This is a genomic window from Citrobacter amalonaticus (genome assembly GCF_018252635.1).
GTDB classification, from domain to species: domain Bacteria; phylum Pseudomonadota; class Gammaproteobacteria; order Enterobacterales; family Enterobacteriaceae; genus Citrobacter_A; species Citrobacter_A amalonaticus_E.
The window spans coordinates 577,534-593,010 of the sequence record NZ_JAGTXM010000006.1 but is presented as its reverse complement, the minus strand read 5'-3'; the positions used below and the strand labels follow the sequence as shown (position 1 = coordinate 593,010).

At 58.4% G+C, this 15,477-nt stretch carries 19 protein-coding genes; all 19 read right to left on the bottom strand.

The window, feature by feature from the left end:
- Position 1 precedes the first annotated feature (1 nt).
- From cobS to KE671_RS20335, 19 genes are read right to left on the bottom strand one after another with little or no spacing between them, the layout of a single operon-like run.
- The gene (cobS, locus tag KE671_RS20425) at positions 2 to 745 is read right to left on the bottom strand and encodes an adenosylcobinamide-GDP ribazoletransferase (RefSeq protein ID WP_206164369.1); all 744 of its coding nucleotides are present in this window, start codon (positions 743 to 745) and stop codon (positions 2 to 4) included.
- Positions 742 to 1,287 (bottom strand): bifunctional adenosylcobinamide kinase/adenosylcobinamide-phosphate guanylyltransferase, encoded by a 546-nt coding sequence (cobU, locus tag KE671_RS20420; protein ID WP_206164368.1) that lies wholly within the window; start codon positions 1,285 to 1,287, stop codon positions 742 to 744. Before cobU ends, cobS begins: the two co-directional genes overlap by 4 nt.
- Positions 1,284 to 2,804 (bottom strand): cobyric acid synthase, encoded by a 1,521-nt coding sequence (locus tag KE671_RS20415; RefSeq protein WP_206164367.1) that lies wholly within the window; start codon positions 2,802 to 2,804, stop codon positions 1,284 to 1,286. Before KE671_RS20415 ends, cobU begins: the two co-directional genes overlap by 4 nt.
- Positions 2,801 to 3,616, bottom strand: coding sequence for an energy-coupling factor ABC transporter ATP-binding protein (locus KE671_RS20410; RefSeq protein WP_206164366.1), 816 nt, complete (start codon positions 3,614 to 3,616; stop codon positions 2,801 to 2,803). Before KE671_RS20410 ends, KE671_RS20415 begins: the two co-directional genes overlap by 4 nt.
- 8 nt (positions 3,617 to 3,624) lie before the next feature.
- Positions 3,625 to 4,302, bottom strand: a complete 678-nt coding sequence (locus tag KE671_RS20405; RefSeq protein WP_206164398.1) for an energy-coupling factor ABC transporter transmembrane protein — start codon at positions 4,300 to 4,302, stop codon at positions 3,625 to 3,627.
- A complete protein-coding gene (locus tag KE671_RS20400; protein WP_206164365.1) occupies positions 4,289 to 4,570 on the bottom strand; it encodes an energy-coupling factor ABC transporter substrate-binding protein in 282 nt (93 codons plus the stop codon). Before KE671_RS20400 ends, KE671_RS20405 begins: the two co-directional genes overlap by 14 nt.
- Position 4,571: 1 nt before the next feature.
- Entirely contained in the window at positions 4,572 to 5,309 is a 738-nt protein-coding gene (gene cbiM, locus KE671_RS20395; protein ID WP_042318216.1) for a cobalt ECF transporter S component CbiM, read from the bottom strand.
- A complete protein-coding gene (locus tag KE671_RS20390; protein ID WP_206164364.1) occupies positions 5,306 to 6,019 on the bottom strand; it encodes a cobalt-factor II C(20)-methyltransferase in 714 nt (237 codons plus the stop codon). The genes cbiM and KE671_RS20390 overlap by 4 nt, the downstream gene beginning before the upstream one ends.
- Positions 6,016 to 6,810 (bottom strand): sirohydrochlorin cobaltochelatase, encoded by a 795-nt coding sequence (cbiK, locus tag KE671_RS20385; protein ID WP_206164363.1) that lies wholly within the window; start codon positions 6,808 to 6,810, stop codon positions 6,016 to 6,018. The genes KE671_RS20390 and cbiK overlap by 4 nt, the downstream gene beginning before the upstream one ends.
- An 11-nt stretch (positions 6,811 to 6,821) precedes the next feature.
- Positions 6,822 to 7,607, bottom strand: coding sequence for a cobalt-precorrin-6A reductase (locus KE671_RS20380; RefSeq protein WP_206164362.1), 786 nt, complete (start codon positions 7,605 to 7,607; stop codon positions 6,822 to 6,824).
- Complete coding sequence (locus tag KE671_RS20375; RefSeq protein WP_042318211.1) at positions 7,604 to 8,329, bottom strand: precorrin-3B C(17)-methyltransferase; 726 nt, start codon at positions 8,327 to 8,329, stop codon at positions 7,604 to 7,606. Before KE671_RS20375 ends, KE671_RS20380 begins: the two co-directional genes overlap by 4 nt.
- On the bottom strand, positions 8,329 to 9,384 hold the full coding sequence (gene cbiG, locus KE671_RS20370) for a cobalt-precorrin 5A hydrolase (RefSeq protein ID WP_206164361.1): 1,056 nt from the start codon (positions 9,382 to 9,384) through the stop codon (positions 8,329 to 8,331). The genes KE671_RS20375 and cbiG overlap by 1 nt, the downstream gene beginning before the upstream one ends.
- Positions 9,365 to 10,138 carry a cobalt-precorrin-4 methyltransferase gene (locus KE671_RS20365; protein WP_206164360.1) on the bottom strand — a complete coding sequence of 258 codons (774 nt, stop codon included), beginning with the start codon at positions 10,136 to 10,138 and terminating at the stop codon, positions 9,365 to 9,367. Before KE671_RS20365 ends, cbiG begins: the two co-directional genes overlap by 20 nt.
- Complete coding sequence (locus KE671_RS20360; protein WP_206164359.1) at positions 10,131 to 10,700, bottom strand: decarboxylating cobalt-precorrin-6B (C(15))-methyltransferase; 570 nt, start codon at positions 10,698 to 10,700, stop codon at positions 10,131 to 10,133. Before KE671_RS20360 ends, KE671_RS20365 begins: the two co-directional genes overlap by 8 nt.
- Complete coding sequence (locus tag KE671_RS20355; protein ID WP_206164358.1) at positions 10,690 to 11,295, bottom strand: cobalt-precorrin-7 (C(5))-methyltransferase; 606 nt, start codon at positions 11,293 to 11,295, stop codon at positions 10,690 to 10,692. Before KE671_RS20355 ends, KE671_RS20360 begins: the two co-directional genes overlap by 11 nt.
- Positions 11,289 to 12,428, bottom strand: coding sequence for a cobalt-precorrin-5B (C(1))-methyltransferase CbiD (gene cbiD, locus KE671_RS20350; RefSeq protein ID WP_206164357.1), 1,140 nt, complete (start codon positions 12,426 to 12,428; stop codon positions 11,289 to 11,291). Before cbiD ends, KE671_RS20355 begins: the two co-directional genes overlap by 7 nt.
- On the bottom strand, positions 12,425 to 13,057 hold the full coding sequence (locus tag KE671_RS20345) for a cobalt-precorrin-8 methylmutase (RefSeq protein ID WP_206164356.1): 633 nt from the start codon (positions 13,055 to 13,057) through the stop codon (positions 12,425 to 12,427). The genes cbiD and KE671_RS20345 overlap by 4 nt, the downstream gene beginning before the upstream one ends.
- Before the next feature lie 12 nt (positions 13,058 to 13,069).
- Positions 13,070 to 14,029 (bottom strand): adenosylcobinamide-phosphate synthase CbiB, encoded by a 960-nt coding sequence (gene cbiB, locus KE671_RS20340; protein WP_206164355.1) that lies wholly within the window; start codon positions 14,027 to 14,029, stop codon positions 13,070 to 13,072.
- The gene (locus tag KE671_RS20335; RefSeq protein WP_206164354.1) at positions 14,026 to 15,405 is read right to left on the bottom strand and encodes a cobyrinate a,c-diamide synthase; all 1,380 of its coding nucleotides are present in this window, start codon (positions 15,403 to 15,405) and stop codon (positions 14,026 to 14,028) included. Before KE671_RS20335 ends, cbiB begins: the two co-directional genes overlap by 4 nt.
- Between the last annotated feature and the right edge of the window lie 72 nt (positions 15,406 to 15,477).

Here is a 15,477-nt window from a genome sequence, read left to right as displayed (position 1 = left end):
CTCACAGCAGAGCCAGCAGGAATATCAACTCACCAAGTTCTATTGCCGCACCCAGCGTATCGCCGGTTTGCCCACCCAACGTCCGTTTTAACAGTTGTCCCAGCAGGAAGACAGAGACCATTGTCACGACCAGCGCCGCCACCCCCTGCATTCCAGGCAGCAACACCGCCGCCAAAATTGTCGCCAGCCCCAGGGTAAAGCAGGTTTGTGTCCCGGTGACATGGCCGATAAACACATTGCCTAACCCCTCTTCACGGGCGTATCGATGGCGATACATCAACAATACTGCCGTCCCGCGCCCCACCGCACAGGCGGCCGCCAGCGCCGCCAGCATGGGAGTACCGCGCAGTGCCAGTTCGCTGACCACCAGTACTTTCGCCAGCAGAACAAAAATAAGCGCCAGGCCGCCGTGAGTTCCCAGCCGACTGTCACGCATAATCTCCAGCATGCGCTCCCGGCTGCGGGCAGAGAAAACGCCGTCGCAGGTGTCGGCCAGCCCATCAAGATGAAAGCCGCCGGTCATCAGCGCCAGCGCAAGCACGGTGAAAAGTGCCGCCAGCGGTGCACCGCACCAGGGCTGAAAAAGCATAAACACCAGCCCACTCAGCGCGCCGAGCAGCAGGCCAATGAGCGGGAAGGTCACAATACCGCGTGAATACTGATCGAACTCCAGTCCCTGCGACCAGCGACCCGGAACGGGTAAACGCGTAATAAAAGAGAGCATGGCCCAGAACAACTTACTCATTTAATTTTGACTCCAATACCCGATACCACCAGCCACACCTCATCCGCAGCCGCCGCCAGACGCTGATTCACACGCCCGGCGATATCCCGAAAGTGCCGCGCCAGACGGTTTTCCGGCACGATCCCCATCCCAACTTCGTTGGTCACCAGCACCACTCTCGCCGGACATCGCTGACAGGCCGCGATCAGCGTCTGGATCTCCGCCTCAATCGCCGTTTCCAGCGTTGCGTAATCCCAGCTATCCGGGTCACTGTCACCACCCAAGGCAAACAGCAGATTAGTGACCATGGTGGTAATGCACTCCAGCAGAATGGCTTCTTCAGGCGCGTTATCCACGGTGATCAGCGCATCAAGATGCTGCCAGCGCTCGGCGGTACGCCAGTGCGCAGGACGGCCATCACGATGATGCTGAATACGTGCGGCCATCTCGTCATCAAAAATCTCTGATGTCGCGATGTACAGCACCTGCGGAAAATCAGCGATCAGGGCTTCGGCATGACGACTCTTACCGCTGCGTGCGCCGCCAGTGACCAGAATCATCATACGGACTCCCGATGTTGCTGCATGATGGTATAAATTTTCTCAATATCGATGTGTTGCCGCATCGCATCCGCCAGCAGATCAAACTGATGCGATTTATATTGCGCGTATTGGAAGGTGGGATCCAGGGGAGCCAGCCCTTTGCGCACACGCAGGCCATTGACCAGCGCTCGCGTAAAGTCATCACTGTCGAACAGACCGTGCAGATAGGTGCCAAATGTCCGTCCGTCAGCAGTAACGGCGCCATCCGCGACGTTTTCGCCGTGCTTTTGCAGTTGCATCACCGGCTGACAATCTCCGTTCAGCGTCGTTTCACCCATGTGTATTTCATAACCGCGTACCGACAACCCGGACGCCGCAGACAGCCAGTCCGGCAGTGTCGACGACATCATTGCCGTCACCTGGGTGGTGGTTTTCCGCTGGGCAAAGTGGGTGACAGTATCAAGCAACCCCAGTCCCGGCAGCGTTCCCAGTCCCGATTCAACCTCATCAATGATGGTCTCGCCGAGCATCTGATAGCCGCCGCAGATCCCAACGATGGGGATGTTTTGCTGGTGCGCCTGCAAGACCGCGTGGGCCATGCCGCTTTCACGTAGCCATACCAGATCGCCGAGCGTATTTTTACTGCCCGGCAGGATCACCAGATCAACGTCCGCCAGTTCTTGTGGATGGCGGACATAACGCACGCGAACATCGGGCTGCGCGGCCAGCGCGTTGAAATCGGTGAAATTGGAGATGTGCGGGATCTGCACTACCGCAATGTTGATATCGCGCTGTTCCGTGCGCCGGTATTTTCCTTTTTGCAGCGCCACACCATCTTCGTCCTCAAGATCAACATCCAGCCACGGCATCACGCCCAGTACGGGAACGCCGGTCAGGCTTTCAATCTGTTCGATACCGGGATTAAGCAGCGCCACGTCTCCGCGGAACTTGTTGATGATCACCCCTTTCACCCGTGCGCGCTCGTGTTCATGCAGCAGCGCCAGCGTACCGTAAATGGAGGCGAACACCCCACCGCGATCGATATCGGCGACCAGGATCACCGGACATTGCGCCATCTCAGCCATCCCCATATTGACGATGTCCCGATCACGCAGATTGATCTCTGCCGGACTGCCCGCCCCTTCCAGCACCAGTACATCAAACTCCTGCGCCAGGCTGGTGTAAACGGAAAGGATCTGCTCGCGCAGGCGCGGTTTGTACTCGTGATAGCTGACGGCATCCATATCGGTCGCCACCTGTCCCATCAGCACCACCTGCGCCTTGCGATCGCTGGTTGGTTTTAACAGCACCGGATTCATGCGCACGTCCGGTACAATACCCGCGGCTTCAGCCTGGAAAATCTGCGCACGGCCCATCTCTTTGCCCTCCGGTGTGATGCCGGAGTTGAGCGCCATATTCTGCGACTTAAACGGTGCGGTTCGCCGACCATCCTGATAAAAAATGCGGCACAGTCCCGCCACCAGAACGCTCTTACCGACGTCAGACGCCGTCCCCTGCAACATAATGGCCTGCGTCATGACGCCTCCTTGATTGCGCGTTGTCGCATACAACGGAAAAATTCATCTTCGTTTTTGCACAGCGGCATACCTAGCTCTGCGTGCAGTTTCACCAGCCAGGGTTGCGTTAACCCGGCCTCTTCAATCAATTCCGTCCGGGCAAAAACCTCGCCGGGTTCACCGTGCGCCAGCACTTCACCCTGACGCAAAACGTAGACGGCATTACTGACTTCATAAATCAGATCGATATCATGGCTGGAGATCACCACGTGGTTTCCCTGCGCCACAATTCGTTTGATAATGCCGATCATCTGACTGCGCCCTGAAGGATCAAGCCCCGCCGTGGGTTCATCCAGTAACAGGTATTTTGCCCGTAACACCAGCGCGCCGGCGATGGCTACCCGTTTCTTCTGTCCGTGGCTTAAGCACTGAATCGGCTGCTGGCGAAAATGCTGGGCATCCACCAGCGTTAACGCCTCGTCGACGCGTCGGGCTATGTCTGCCTCCTCCACGCCAAGATTGCGCAGGCTGAAGGCGATATCGCTGTCGATATCGGTGTAGAAAATTTGCTGATCGGGATCCTGAAACACCGTCGCAACCTGCTGACGCAACGCCAGCAAGCCGCGCTTGCTGTAGTCCAGTGGTTTTCCCTGCCACAGTACCGCGCCCTGCTGCGGCCGCAGTAAACCGCTCAGATTCATAAACAGGGTGGATTTCCCACAGCCGTTGGCGCCCACCAGTCCGGTGACGGCATGCTGAGAAAAATCCAGCGTCAGCCCTTTAAGTACCTGCGCATCCTGATAACGAAACCAGAGTTCGGTGGTGGCAAGCATGCTTTTCCTTACAGGTGAAAATCGCCCTGATACAATTTGATATCTAACGTCGCCGCCATTTGCTGATAGCGAATCAGCACGCGGGTAAACAAAACACCCACCAGCATCGCCAGCGAGCGATAGCCAATCGGCAGACTACGATAGCCAAAACGCAGCGTCTGCGCGCGGTGAATTGCCATCGCTTCATCTAACAGAATAAAAATAAAACGCCAGGTCAGCAGGATCTGTTCCGTCAGCAGTCGAGGTACTCGCGCCCGCTTGAGCAGTAAAATCAGCTGCGGAAACGGCAGGTTAAGCACCAGCCAGAAGGTGGCGGCCAGCGCTGCCAGACTGCGCCAGAATGTCTCGTTAGCGGTGTGAAGCCCGGACGCCGTCACACCCAGCCAGTAACTGCCAAGCGGAAAACTGACCAGCAGCGTTTGTGGGTCGCGGCTGACGCTGAACAGGATCGTCACCACGCCGATCAGCAGGAAGCCAAACGGCAGCGCCATCCAGCGACACCAGCGGCGCAGGGAAATGCGCAGCAGCCAGCAGGTCAGCCCGGCAATCAGCGCCAGCTCGATACCCTGCCCCCAGGTCGGCAGGGTAAACGCCAGTATCATCAACAGCAGCCAGAACAGGAACTTACGCTCTGGCGCGACGTGAAACCAGCGGCTCTGATAGCTCAGTCGATCAAGCCCGGTCATCACGGCGTTGTCTGCCTTTGGTATAGCCCAGAATATAGAAAATCACCGCCGCGCCGAGCGAGCCCTGCAACGTAAACAGCAGGCTTTCAATTTCGCCGCTCGCCGGTTCGTACAGCGGCTGGAACCACGGCTCATAATGCGGAGCAACCACCTGAATCTGGCTTTCCGCCTCGCCGTCTGAGCCACCGAACTCTCCGCCGTGGTCGATAAAAAACGGCAGAATCACCAAAGCAATCACCATGGCTAACAATATCAGCGTCTTTTTCATGTTAATGTCCTTGTGCGGTAATCAGTTGCCGTTTTGTCAGCTGGTCGTAGATCATCACGGTCAGCAAGCCTTCGGCGATAGCAATCGGGATCTGCGTCAGGCAGAAAATCCCCATAAACTTGACAACAGACCCTGTCGCACCCGCTTCGGGATCCGGGAAGGCCACCCCCAACTGCACCGAGGTAACAAAGTAGGTCACCAGATCCGCCAGCATGGCGCAGAGGAAAACGCCCACATCACGACGAATACCGGCGCGACAGGCCATTTTCCACACCATGTAGCCCACCACCGGCCCAATCACCGCCATCGACATGCCGTTCGCGCCGAGGGTCGTTAAGCCGCCGTGCGCCAGCAGCAATGCCTGGAACAGCAGTACAATAGCGCCGAGAACCGCCACCACGCCTGGGCCAAACAGGATCACTGCCAGCCCTACCCCTGTCGGATGTGAGCAGCTACCGGTCACCGACGGGATCTTCAGTGCCGACAGCACGAAAATAAACGCCCCGCACAGCGCCAGCAGGACTTTTTGATGGCTGTCATCCATCACGATATGTCGCAGGCGCACCAGTCCATACCACAGGCACGGTAAAAACAGCAGCCACCAGGCCAGCGCCCACATCGGTGGTAAAAACCCTTCCATGATGTGCATAGCGAACGCCTGCTCCGGCACAATCATCAGCAATAGCGCCGCAGCCAGGCCACTGAATGACAGCTGTTTCAGCTGTTGTTCGAGTTTCATTCTGCATACTCCCACTGTTTGTTGACCAGGATGGTCGAGAAATAAGGCAACGGCCGATCGTCGCTGACCTCGTTGAGATGCCGCCAGCACTGCTCACCCGGGAGCGTGGCTTCGGACATCATCAGCGCGCAGCCCAGTAATCCGGCCTGATCCAGTAGCGCCTTAATACGCGCAAAGCGACCATAGACCTTCATCAGCACCAGACTGTCGTGTTGACGCAGCGCCTGGGCGATTTCTGCTTCAGGCGCGGTACAGGAGATCACCGCCAGCGACTGTTGTTCCATCGCCAGCGGCGTTTTGGATCGTGCGGCAATGGCGGCAAACGACGTCACGCCAGGGACAATTTCCAGCCAGTCAGGACACCCGATGCGCTGTAGCAAAAAGACCCAGGTGCTGAACAACATAGCGTCACCCAGGGTAATAAATCCCACCTGTTTACCCGCTTTCACTTCTTTAACCAGCGCGGCGGCCACTTCATCCCAGACCGCCTCTTTTTCCGCGCTGTCCGCGCTCATGGGGAAATGACAGCAGCGCACGTCGGTGTTTTCGCCGATGTACTCCCGCACGATGGAAAGCGCCAGGCTGTCGCCGCCCTTACGTCCCGCCGGAGCATAGAGAATATCCAGCGACCCCAGAATACGTGAGGCGCGAACGGTAATCAGATCGGCCGCTCCCGGGCCGGTGCTCAGGGCATACAGTTTGCCGCTCATGCCGCTTCCTCCATCGACACGCTCAACGCCTGTTGCAAATGAGCGACGAACATTGCCCGCACCGCCGGATTTTCGCCAAGACCGCTCAGCCACGGCGTTGCCGTTATCCCCGCCGCGGTAAACAATGTTTTCCATGAATCATCTTCGTCGGACGCCATATCGTTGATGGCGTGATCGCCTGCCACCAGCATCAGCGGCATCAGATGGACGGCTTTGACCCCCTCTTTGCTCAGGCTCTCAATCAGGATATCGACTTCCGGATAGCTCTCCACCGCGCCGACGCGTGCCGGGAAGCCCTGCGCCATCATCATGTGATCGAGGCAGGCATAGGCGGCAAACGCGTGATGACTGGCGCCATGCCCCATGAACACGACTTTTTCATTGTCGGCAGGGACAGGCATCTGCTGTTGCAGGGCCTGCATTAACTGCGCGTAGTCGTCATGGCTGCTCAACAGCGGTACGCCCAGCGTCAGGCGGGTAAACAGCGGACGCAGAGTTTGCACTTCCCGGACAATCTTTTCGTATTCGTCGCCGTTAATGATGTGCAGCGACTGAATCGCCACATCCTGATATCCCTGCTCAGCAAGCTTTTTCAGCGCCTGTAGCGGGGTATCGATCTCAATACCATCACGCTGTTTGAGCTTGCGAATAATCATTCCGGAGGTAAAGGCACGGAACAGATCGCGGTCAGGACAGCTGGCGGCCAGATCGCGCTCGCAGGCCACAATGTTCTTCTCGCAGGTATCGTGATAGCTGGTGCCAAAGCTAACCACCAGAAGCGCTTTTTTCATTTTCTGACTCCTTAAGCAGCGGCCAGCCAGCGCGCCAAACGCTGCGCAAATGCGGCCTGACTTTCCAGTAACTCATCTCCCGTCACCAACGGTGCCGGGCGGGTAATCACGATGCAGGGAATGCCTGCATCCAGACAGGGTTGGACCTTTTCCTGATAACCGCCTTCTGCGCCAGAAGCCTTCGTTATCACGACATCAGCCTGACACTGACGATAAAACGCGGCGTTGAACTCAGCGCTGAACGGTCCGCACAGCGCGAACGTCTCGCCCACGCCAAAGCCAAGATCGGCGCATTGTTGAATCACTTCGGGGACAGGCAATACACGGGCGAGTAGCGTTTTTTCCGGTAAACCCGCGCGCCATGTCGCCAGATCTTTACTCCCCGTGGTCAGCAGTACACGCTCGCCAAAACGTCGCGCAACGTCACACGCCTCATCAATGCTCTGTACGGCAAAGAGCAGCGGATGCGTCAGTTCACTAAGCTGTTCCGGGCGCTGGTAGCGACTGAGCAGCACCCCTGCCCGTTCGCAGGCGCGCTGAATGTTACGGCTCACCACTTCGGCATACGGATGCGAAGCGTCGATCACCCATCGCGTTCCGTTCTCCTTCAGCCAGTTCACCATTTCATCCTGCTCGAGCCGTCCGCAGCGCACGTGGCCCTTGATGTCGCCGGCCAGTTGTTTCCCGGTCGGCGTCGCCACCGACAGGGTGTATGCCACGTTGGCGGCGTCCAGTTGCTGGCACAGCGCGCGGGCATCGCTGGTGCCGCCCATGACCAGAACCTCGCCAACTCTCACAACACATAACCTCGTGGCGTGATCATCAGACCGTCCTGCACATAGGTCGCTTTGTTACCGACGATCACCAGACTGGTCATATCCACCGGTTCAAAATCCATTTCACCCAGCGTGGTCAGCCATTTCTCTTGCTTTTTACGCCCGGCCGATTTCACCACCCCTACCGGCGTTTGCCCGCTCTTGCTGGCGGAAAGCAGTTCAAATGCGCGTGCCAGATGTCCCTCACGACCCCGACTGCGCGGGTTGTAAAAGCAGATCACGAAGTCCGCTTCCCCGGCGGCGATAATGCGCTTTTCGATAACCGGCCACGGCGTGAGCAAGTCGCTCAAACTGATATGACAAAAATCGTGCATCAGCGGCGCGCCGAGCAGCGATGCGGCAGCGATACTGGCGGTCATTCCTGGGATCAGGCGCACTTCAACATCCAGTTTTTGTTTGCTGACCAGCTCCAACACCAGCCCCGCCATGCCGTAAATACCGGCGTCACCGCTGCTGATAAGCGCCACGTTATGCCCGGCCTGAGCCAGTTCAATCGCCGCATGGCAGCGCTCGATCTCTTTGCACATGCCGGTTTTGATCACCTGCTTGTCGCCGGTAAACGCTTTGACGAGGTGGGTGTAGGTTTTGTATCCCACAATAATCTCTGCCGCCTGCAGCGCTTCAACGGCTTCCATGGTCATCATGGCCTGTGAGCCTGGGCCGATTCCGATTACGGTTAACATCAGTGTGAAACTCCCAAAGTAATAGTGACGCCCTGCTCACGCAGGGTTTCGCCGGTCAATTGCCCATGACTCAGCAGCCACGCTGCCGGACCCGAGACGCTTCCGACGCCGACCGTCTGGCGAACAAACGGCGAAGCTGGAAAGTGATGTTCATGCTCACGCAGCGCGTCAGCGGTAAAGGTTTCAAACGGCACGCGCCAGCAGGAGGCAAGCTGGATCAGCCCCTCTTCGTCTTTCTTGAGCGACACGCTGCCGATGGCTTTCAGCGCCAGTGGATCAAAGCGCTGCGCTTCAAGCTGACGCGCCAGCAGCGCTGCCAGTAGTGGGAACGGCGTATCGCGACGACAGCCAATGCCAGCGACCACCCGCTGTGGCACCAGTTTCCAGTGCTGAACCGGAATATCTGGCAATTCGTTACGCAGCGTGACGCACACCAGCGCATCCAGTTCAGGCAGTTGCTGAAGATCGGTAACGGTAATGAACCCGCGGCGATCGCAGTGGCGGACGTCCTCATCCAGTTCTTCATCCCACCACAGTCCCACGCGCTGGTTGCTCACCAGCATCTGATTCACCACTTTTACCGCTGCGCGAAAGTCGGTCATGCGGGCGTTGAGCTGAAACGCGAGCGTGTCCAGCGCCGCCATCTCGTTGACGTCGGTGGCCGTGGTAATCACCGGATCGGCGCCCAGCATGCCGGCGAGATAACGGGTCAACGCGTTCGCACCGCCCGCATGGCCGGAAAGCAGGCTGATCACATGCTGGCCGCGCTCGTCGATCACCACCACCGCCGGATCGCTGAATTTGTCATTCACCAGCGGAGCCAACACGCGCACCGCGATACCGGTCGCCCCGATGAAAATCAGCGCGGAATAGTTCGAAAACGCGTCGCGCGCGGTGTGGGCGAACCCGCCGTCGAACGGTAAAAAACCGTCCTCCAGCAGCTTTTCACTGGTGAAACAGGTCAGCGGTAACATCGCGGCCAGCCGTTTAGCCAGCGTTACACCGCCGGGCGTCAGGCAAAACAGCGCGATTGATTCAGGCTTTACGGTATTCATGGCTAAAGTCCGCGGCATAGAGTCTGGAGTAGTGATACTCATCTCCGAGGAAATTCCCGACCAGGATGAGCGCCGTTTTGCGGATCCCGGCGTCGCGCACTTTATCGGCGATGTCCGCCAGCGTGCCGCGCACGGTCTGACTCTCCGGCCAGGTCGCTTTGTAGATCACGGCCACCGGCGTGGTCGCCGGGTAACCGCCCTCAATCAACCGTTCCGCAACCCGGTTGATACGCTGGACGGAGAGATAAATCGCCATTGAGGTCTGGTGGCTGGCGAACGATTCCAGTTGTTCGCGTTCCGGCACTGGCGTGCGGCCTTCGAGGCGTGTGATAATCAGGCTTTGCGAGACTTCCGGCACGGTGTATTCAACGCCCAGCTCCGCCGCCGCGCCGAGGAAAGCGCTGACGCCCGGCACCACTTGCCAGGGGATCCCGCGTTTGGTCAGCTCTTCACCCTGTTCGCGTACCGAGCCATACAGCGATACGTCGCCGGTTTGCAAGCGCACCACCGTTTTTCCGGCCTTCACGCCCTCTTCCATCAGGTTGAGGATTTGCTCAAGGTGCAGCTCTGCGCTGTCGTGGCACTCCGCGCCCGCCGGGCAATACTCCAGCAGTTCGGTGTTGATAAGCGATCCGGCGTAAATCACCACCTGCGCCTGTTGCAACAGCCGGTAACCCTTGAGGGTAATCAGCTCCCGGTCCCCAGGACCTGCGCCGACAAACCACACACAACGGGGATCAAATGTCTCAGACATGGCGTTCTTCCTTCTGACAGGCGATGACAAAAACGGGATTATTCGGTTTGAAATAGTGACCCGCACCCAGCGTGGTCAGTGACGAAATCTGCATTTGCAGGCAGTCCACCTCCTGCACACCGATCTGTTGCAAATGAGCCAGCGCGGTGTTGAGGTTTTCCTGCAGGATGAAGGTCATCACCAGACGCCCGCCAACGTGCAGCTGGCGCATAGACCAGTCGATCAGTTCTGTGAGATGCCCTCCACTACCGCCCATAAAGACGGCATCGGCTTTCTCGGTCATCATCATCGGCGCAACGCCTGGCAGAATATCGATATTCGCGCAGGCGAAATGCTGACGGTTTTCGTCCAGCAAACGCAGCGCCGCCGGATTGCGCTCGATAGCCGTAATGTGCAGCGACGGAAACTGCAGCGCGGCTTCGATGGACACACTGCCGGTTCCCGCCCCGATATCAATCAGGTGACTGGCCCGGTGCAGTTCAAGTTTTGCGAGAGCGAGCGCACGTACCGCTTCTTTGGTCATCGGTACTTTCTCACCACGCAGGAAAAGCTCATCTTTCATCAAGGATCACCACTGCATTCATTTCGTATTCGGCATGGACCTCGCTGACGCGCAGCCAGTGGATCCGTTCGTTTTCCATTGCCAGGTTTTCGCCAATCACCATCCAGCGATCGCCCTTTCCTCGTGCAACCAGTTGGGCGGCAATTTCACGCGGCCCACACTGAGCGTCGGTGACCATTGCCACTTTGTGATGCTGCGCCAGCGTATCGAAACAGACGCTGCGCCCGTGGCTACTGGTCAGCCACATGTCATTCATGTCGATTCCCGACTGCGCGCACAAATATTGCACCGCGCTGATGCCAGGAATGATGCGTACCTGCGCAGCACCAAAATGCGCCACCATCCGCGTACCGATGCCGTAAAACAGCGGGTCGCCGGAGGCCAGAACCACCACCCGCTGATCCTGATGCGCCTCAATCCACGCCAGCAGTTCGGGAATGTTGGCGCCCAGCGCAAACTGCTCGCCGCGAAAGTCCGGAAACTGCTGCAAATGGCGCTTACCGCCGACCAGCACATCGGCCTCTTCAACCGCCGCGCGCGCCGCCGGCGTCATTAGAAACAGACCGGCTGGCCCCATCCCTACGACCGTCAGCATTGCATCTCCCGGGCGATGGCCTCGACAGGGCGGTTGCTGCCCAGCACCTGGTTATCAAACGAGAACATGATCGCGTCACACGTCGGTGGCGTTTTGGTAAAGCGCAGCCTCTGCATCACGCGCTGACAGATGCGTTCGGCAAGGTGGCTGTAGATGTGCTGATAGCCGTACGCATCGATATGCTCCATTGCCGCTTCAGTGGTGTCGCAATCACTCACCAGCGTCAGCAACTCCAGCGGCGCACCGAGCAGCGCCAGATGCGCCACCAGCGTTTCCATCCGCGCATCGGCTATGTGGCTGTGGGTGTGGAAAATCCCGGCGGCAATTTTGATCAGCTTTCCAGGGTGGCCGACGAGCACGACCTGGCGAAATCCCAGCCGCACCGCCTCTTCAATCATGTAGCCAACAAAGTTGCTCATGGTGACCACCACGTTGGTGTCGATGCCCATCTGTTCGCGAACAAAACGCTCACCGTGGTTTCCGGGAACCAGCACCACCCGCTCCAACCCGGCGGCACGTTTGATTTCCAGCTCCAGCGATAACGACCGCTTCCAGCTCTCTTCGGACATGGGGGTCACGATGCCGGTGGTGCCAATAATAGAAATGCCGCCAAGAATACCGAGACGTGAGTTGTAGGTTTTTTGCGCCCGCGCTTCGCCTTCCGGGGCAAAAATTTCGATTACCGCCCCACGCGCCGGGCCTATCGCCTCACGCACGGCGGATTCAATGGTTTGACGCGGGGTACGATTAATCGCCGCACTGCCGACAGGCAGGCCAATTCCCTTACGCGTGACGGTTCCGACGCCTTCACCGCCAAGCAGGACGATTTCACCGCTGTCGTTCAGCGTAACGCGGGCGAAGATCAGCATCCCGTGGGTGGCGTCGACATCATCGCCACCGTCTTTGCGGATGGCGGCAATGGCTTGTTGTCCTTCAATGTGCGGGGATTCCACGTTCAGACACAGCGTGACGCCAGACGGTGTAACAATCGATACCTGGTGGATCAAATGTTGGCGCAAGACCATCAGCGCGGCGACTTTTGCCGCCGCAGTGGCGCATGACCCGGTGGTATACCCTTTGCGCAGCGCTTTGCCGTTATGCCAGACGGGCGCATCGAATGTCTGATCGCTCATCGTGCCCCCTGCATGTGATACAGGATGGCGTTAACGATCGCCGCCGCAACGTTACTGCCCCCTTTGCGTCCGAGGGCGGCGATGGCAGGCAACGACGTCTGCGTTAGCGCCTCTTTGGATTCTGCCGCGCCGACAAACCCCACCGGGACGCCGACCACACCGCTCACCGCCACATTTTTTTCCAGCAGGCGAAACAGCGCGGTGGGCGCGTTGCCAAAAACAAACACTTTTTCACACGCTTCCGTTACAGCGATATCAACGGCTGCCATTGAACGGGTGATGCCCTGCGCTTTCGCTTGCGCTACCACGCGCGGATCGCTGATATAACAGCGGCACTCTCCCCCCGTCTTCGCCAGCAGGGTTTTGTTGATTCCCGAAAGCGCCATGGTGGTGTCGGTATAGATAACCGTCGGGCGGCTCAGCGCCGCGCAAAGTCGTTCCAGCGCATCATTCGAAAACCAGAGAATATCCAGCCAGTCGAAGTCAGCGGTGGTATGAATCACCCGTTTGATGATCGCTTCATGTAGCGGACTGGCAAACTGGTACTCCGGGCGCGTTTCATGGATGATCTCGCCAATGATGTCAAAACTTTTGGCTTCAATCGCCTGGGGTTGCTGGATGTATTGCATTGTCATTTATCCTCAGGCCACGCCCACCACCAGCCAGCGCGTCACGAGGAACAGCGCCAGAGCCAGCGTTGAGGCAACCCACATCAGTCGAATCGTTTGGGAAATGTCGTCTACGGAAATCGTGCGCTGCGCGTCGCCGATCCACGGCTTTTCAACGCGCTCGCCAAAGTAATCGTTCGGGCCACCCAGGCGAATGCCCAGCGCACCGGCAACGGAAGCCTCCGCCCAGGCGCAGTTTGGGCTGCTGTGGTTATAGCGATCCCGCCATCCCACGCAGAGCGCCCGGGAGCCGTTAAGGCGACACAGCACCGCTGCCGCACTCAGCAGCAGCCAGCTCAGCCGAGCAGGAAGGTAGTTCGCGACGTCGTCCAGGCGCGCGCTGACCATGCCAATCGCCCGGTATTTTTCGTGTTTATAACCCACCATGGAATCCAGGGTGTTCACCGCTTTGTAGGCCATCGCCAGCGGCGCACCGCCGATTAAAAGGAAGAACAGCGGCGCGATAATGCCGTCAACCGTATTCTCCGCCACGGTTTCCACCACCGCCCGGTTGATCTGTTCCGGCTGAAGTTGCGATGTGTCGCGACCCACAATCCACGAGAGCTTTTCACGGCTTTGCGCAAGGTTACCTTCGCGTAGCGGACGTTCAACCTCTTGCGCCGCCGTTGCCAGACAGCGCCCCGCCAGCACGGTGAAAATCATCCAGACTTCAACGATCCAACCGAGCCACGGATGGATCCGCGTCGCCAGGTGTAACACGCCCCAGGCCGCCGCCCACGTCAAGCCCACAACTACCAGCCACATCACTCCACCACCGACGCGTAACGCCCGGTCGCTGTGGCAGTAGCGGCGGATAATCCGCTGCACGGTATTGATCAAATTGCCTATCCAGCGAACCGGATGCGGCCAGTCTGGCGGATCGCCAATCACGACGTCGAGAAGCCAGGCCACGCACCATGCCAGCAGCGTCATAACACCTCCCGCGCGGCATTCAGCCAGTGATTAAGCATTAACGGACGCTGTGCAAAGTGAACGTGCAGGTAGCTGGCAAAGGTGTTGCCAGCGCGCCAGCCACCGGACCATGCCTGCACCGTCTGACCGTCACGGACTTTGCGGCATGCCAGCACGGCGGGCGTATCAGGGGAAAAATCGGAGTAATGGAATTCATGACCGCGCAGCACGTCACCTTCAGCGGCCAGCAGCGTAGGTTGCAGAGCCTGTGCTTCGCAATAACCGAAGCGGGTCAGCCGTTTACCCATTTTGCTGCGACCGGGAAGGATATCGGCCATGTGATGCTCGACGCCGTCGGCATCTTCCAGCAGGCTGCCGAGGTACATTAATCCGCCGCACTCGGCATAAATGGCGACGCCGCGCTGGTGCGCCTCGCGCAGGCTTGTCAGCATCGTGGTATTGGCCGCCAGCGCGGCCGCATGCAGTTCCGGATAACCGCCGCCCAGCCAGACCATCTGACAATCGGGTAATCCGCGATCGTGAATCGGACTGAAACGCACGATGTTGACGCCGGTACGCGCCAGCAACGCCACGTTATCGGGATAGTAAAAATTAAAGGCTTCATCATCAGCCATTGCCAGCGTCAGTCCTTCCCCGGCGTTAGGCGCGGGACGCTCTGGCCACTCGCCTTGCGGTAATGTCTGAAGGTGACTTAACGCCAGCAACCGATCGATATCCAGCGTGCTTTCCAGCCGGGCGGCGAAATCCTGCCACGACTGTTGATTGACGACGGATTCGCGCGCGGTCACCAGTCCCAGATGCCGTTCGGGTAACGCAACGCCGTCAACACGCGGGACGTAACCCAGCACCGGCACTGCACAGTAGTGCTCGATGGCGGTTTTCAGCAACTGGAAATGGGACTCGCTGTTGACGCGGTTAACGATAACGCCGGCAATGTGCAGCGTCGGGTCAAAATGCTGAAAGCCCATCACCGTGGCGGCAATAGAGGTAGAAACGGCTTTCCCGTCGACCAGCAGGATCACCGGACAGCCCAACTGTTTTGCCATCGCAGCGGTGCTGCAATAATTTGGATCTGTGCCGTAGCCGTCGTACAGCCCCATCACCCCTTCGATCACCGCAATATCCGCGTTCTGCATCTGTTCGCAGAACAACGCATTAAGAATCGGTTCGGGAAGCATGAAGCTGTCGAGATTTCGGGAGGCAGTACCGCTGATGGCCGTATGCCACGCGGTATCCAGATAGTCAGGGCCGACTTTGCAGGGCTGAACGCGTAAACCACGTTGTTTCAACACGTTCAGCAAACCCAGCGTCACCGTGGTTTTACCACAGCCGCTACCGGTACCTGCCAGAACAAACGCGTACTGCTTTGCCGCCATGACCCTGATCCTGTTCAGGGTGGTAGGGTTCAGATGCATATACCCTAAATAATTCAAGTTGCAGGAAGGCGG

Bases quoted from the DNA above. Each gene is read 5' to 3' on its own strand.
- KE671_RS20360 (WP_206164359.1), bottom strand. From the start codon at position 10,700: ATGAAAGATGAGCTTTTCCTGCGTGGTGAGAAAGTACCGATGACCAAA.
- cbiM (WP_042318216.1), bottom strand. From the start codon at position 5,309: ATGAAACTCGAACAACAGCTGAAACAGCTGTCATTCAGTGGCCTGGCT.
- KE671_RS20415 (WP_206164367.1), bottom strand. From the start codon at position 2,804: ATGACGCAGGCCATTATGTTGCAGGGGACGGCGTCTGACGTCGGTAAG.
- cbiG (WP_206164361.1), bottom strand. From the start codon at position 9,384: ATGAATACCGTAAAGCCTGAATCAATCGCGCTGTTTTGCCTGACGCCC.
- cbiD (WP_206164357.1), bottom strand. From the start codon at position 12,428: ATGAGCGATCAGACATTCGATGCGCCCGTCTGGCATAACGGCAAAGCG.
- cbiB (WP_206164355.1), bottom strand. From the start codon at position 14,029: ATGACGCTGCTGGCATGGTGCGTGGCCTGGCTTCTCGACGTCGTGATT.
- KE671_RS20335 (WP_206164354.1), bottom strand. From the start codon at position 15,405: ATGGCGGCAAAGCAGTACGCGTTTGTTCTGGCAGGTACCGGTAGCGGC.
- KE671_RS20390 (WP_206164364.1), bottom strand. From the start codon at position 6,019: ATGAGCGGCAAACTGTATGCCCTGAGCACCGGCCCGGGAGCGGCCGAT.
- KE671_RS20355 (WP_206164358.1), bottom strand. From the start codon at position 11,295: ATGCTGACGGTCGTAGGGATGGGGCCAGCCGGTCTGTTTCTAATGACG.
- KE671_RS20375 (WP_042318211.1), bottom strand. From the start codon at position 8,329: ATGTTAACCGTAATCGGAATCGGCCCAGGCTCACAGGCCATGATGACC.
- cobU (WP_206164368.1), bottom strand. From the start codon at position 1,287: ATGATGATTCTGGTCACTGGCGGCGCACGCAGCGGTAAGAGTCGTCAT.
- cbiK (WP_206164363.1), bottom strand. From the start codon at position 6,810: ATGAAAAAAGCGCTTCTGGTGGTTAGCTTTGGCACCAGCTATCACGAT.
- KE671_RS20405 (WP_206164398.1), bottom strand. From the start codon at position 4,302: ATGACCGGGCTTGATCGACTGAGCTATCAGAGCCGCTGGTTTCACGTC.
- KE671_RS20410 (WP_206164366.1), bottom strand. From the start codon at position 3,616: ATGCTTGCCACCACCGAACTCTGGTTTCGTTATCAGGATGCGCAGGTA.
- cobS (WP_206164369.1), bottom strand. From the start codon at position 745: ATGAGTAAGTTGTTCTGGGCCATGCTCTCTTTTATTACGCGTTTACCC.
- KE671_RS20365 (WP_206164360.1), bottom strand. From the start codon at position 10,138: ATGTCTGAGACATTTGATCCCCGTTGTGTGTGGTTTGTCGGCGCAGGT.
- KE671_RS20345 (WP_206164356.1), bottom strand. From the start codon at position 13,057: ATGCAATACATCCAGCAACCCCAGGCGATTGAAGCCAAAAGTTTTGAC.
- KE671_RS20400 (WP_206164365.1), bottom strand. From the start codon at position 4,570: ATGAAAAAGACGCTGATATTGTTAGCCATGGTGATTGCTTTGGTGATT.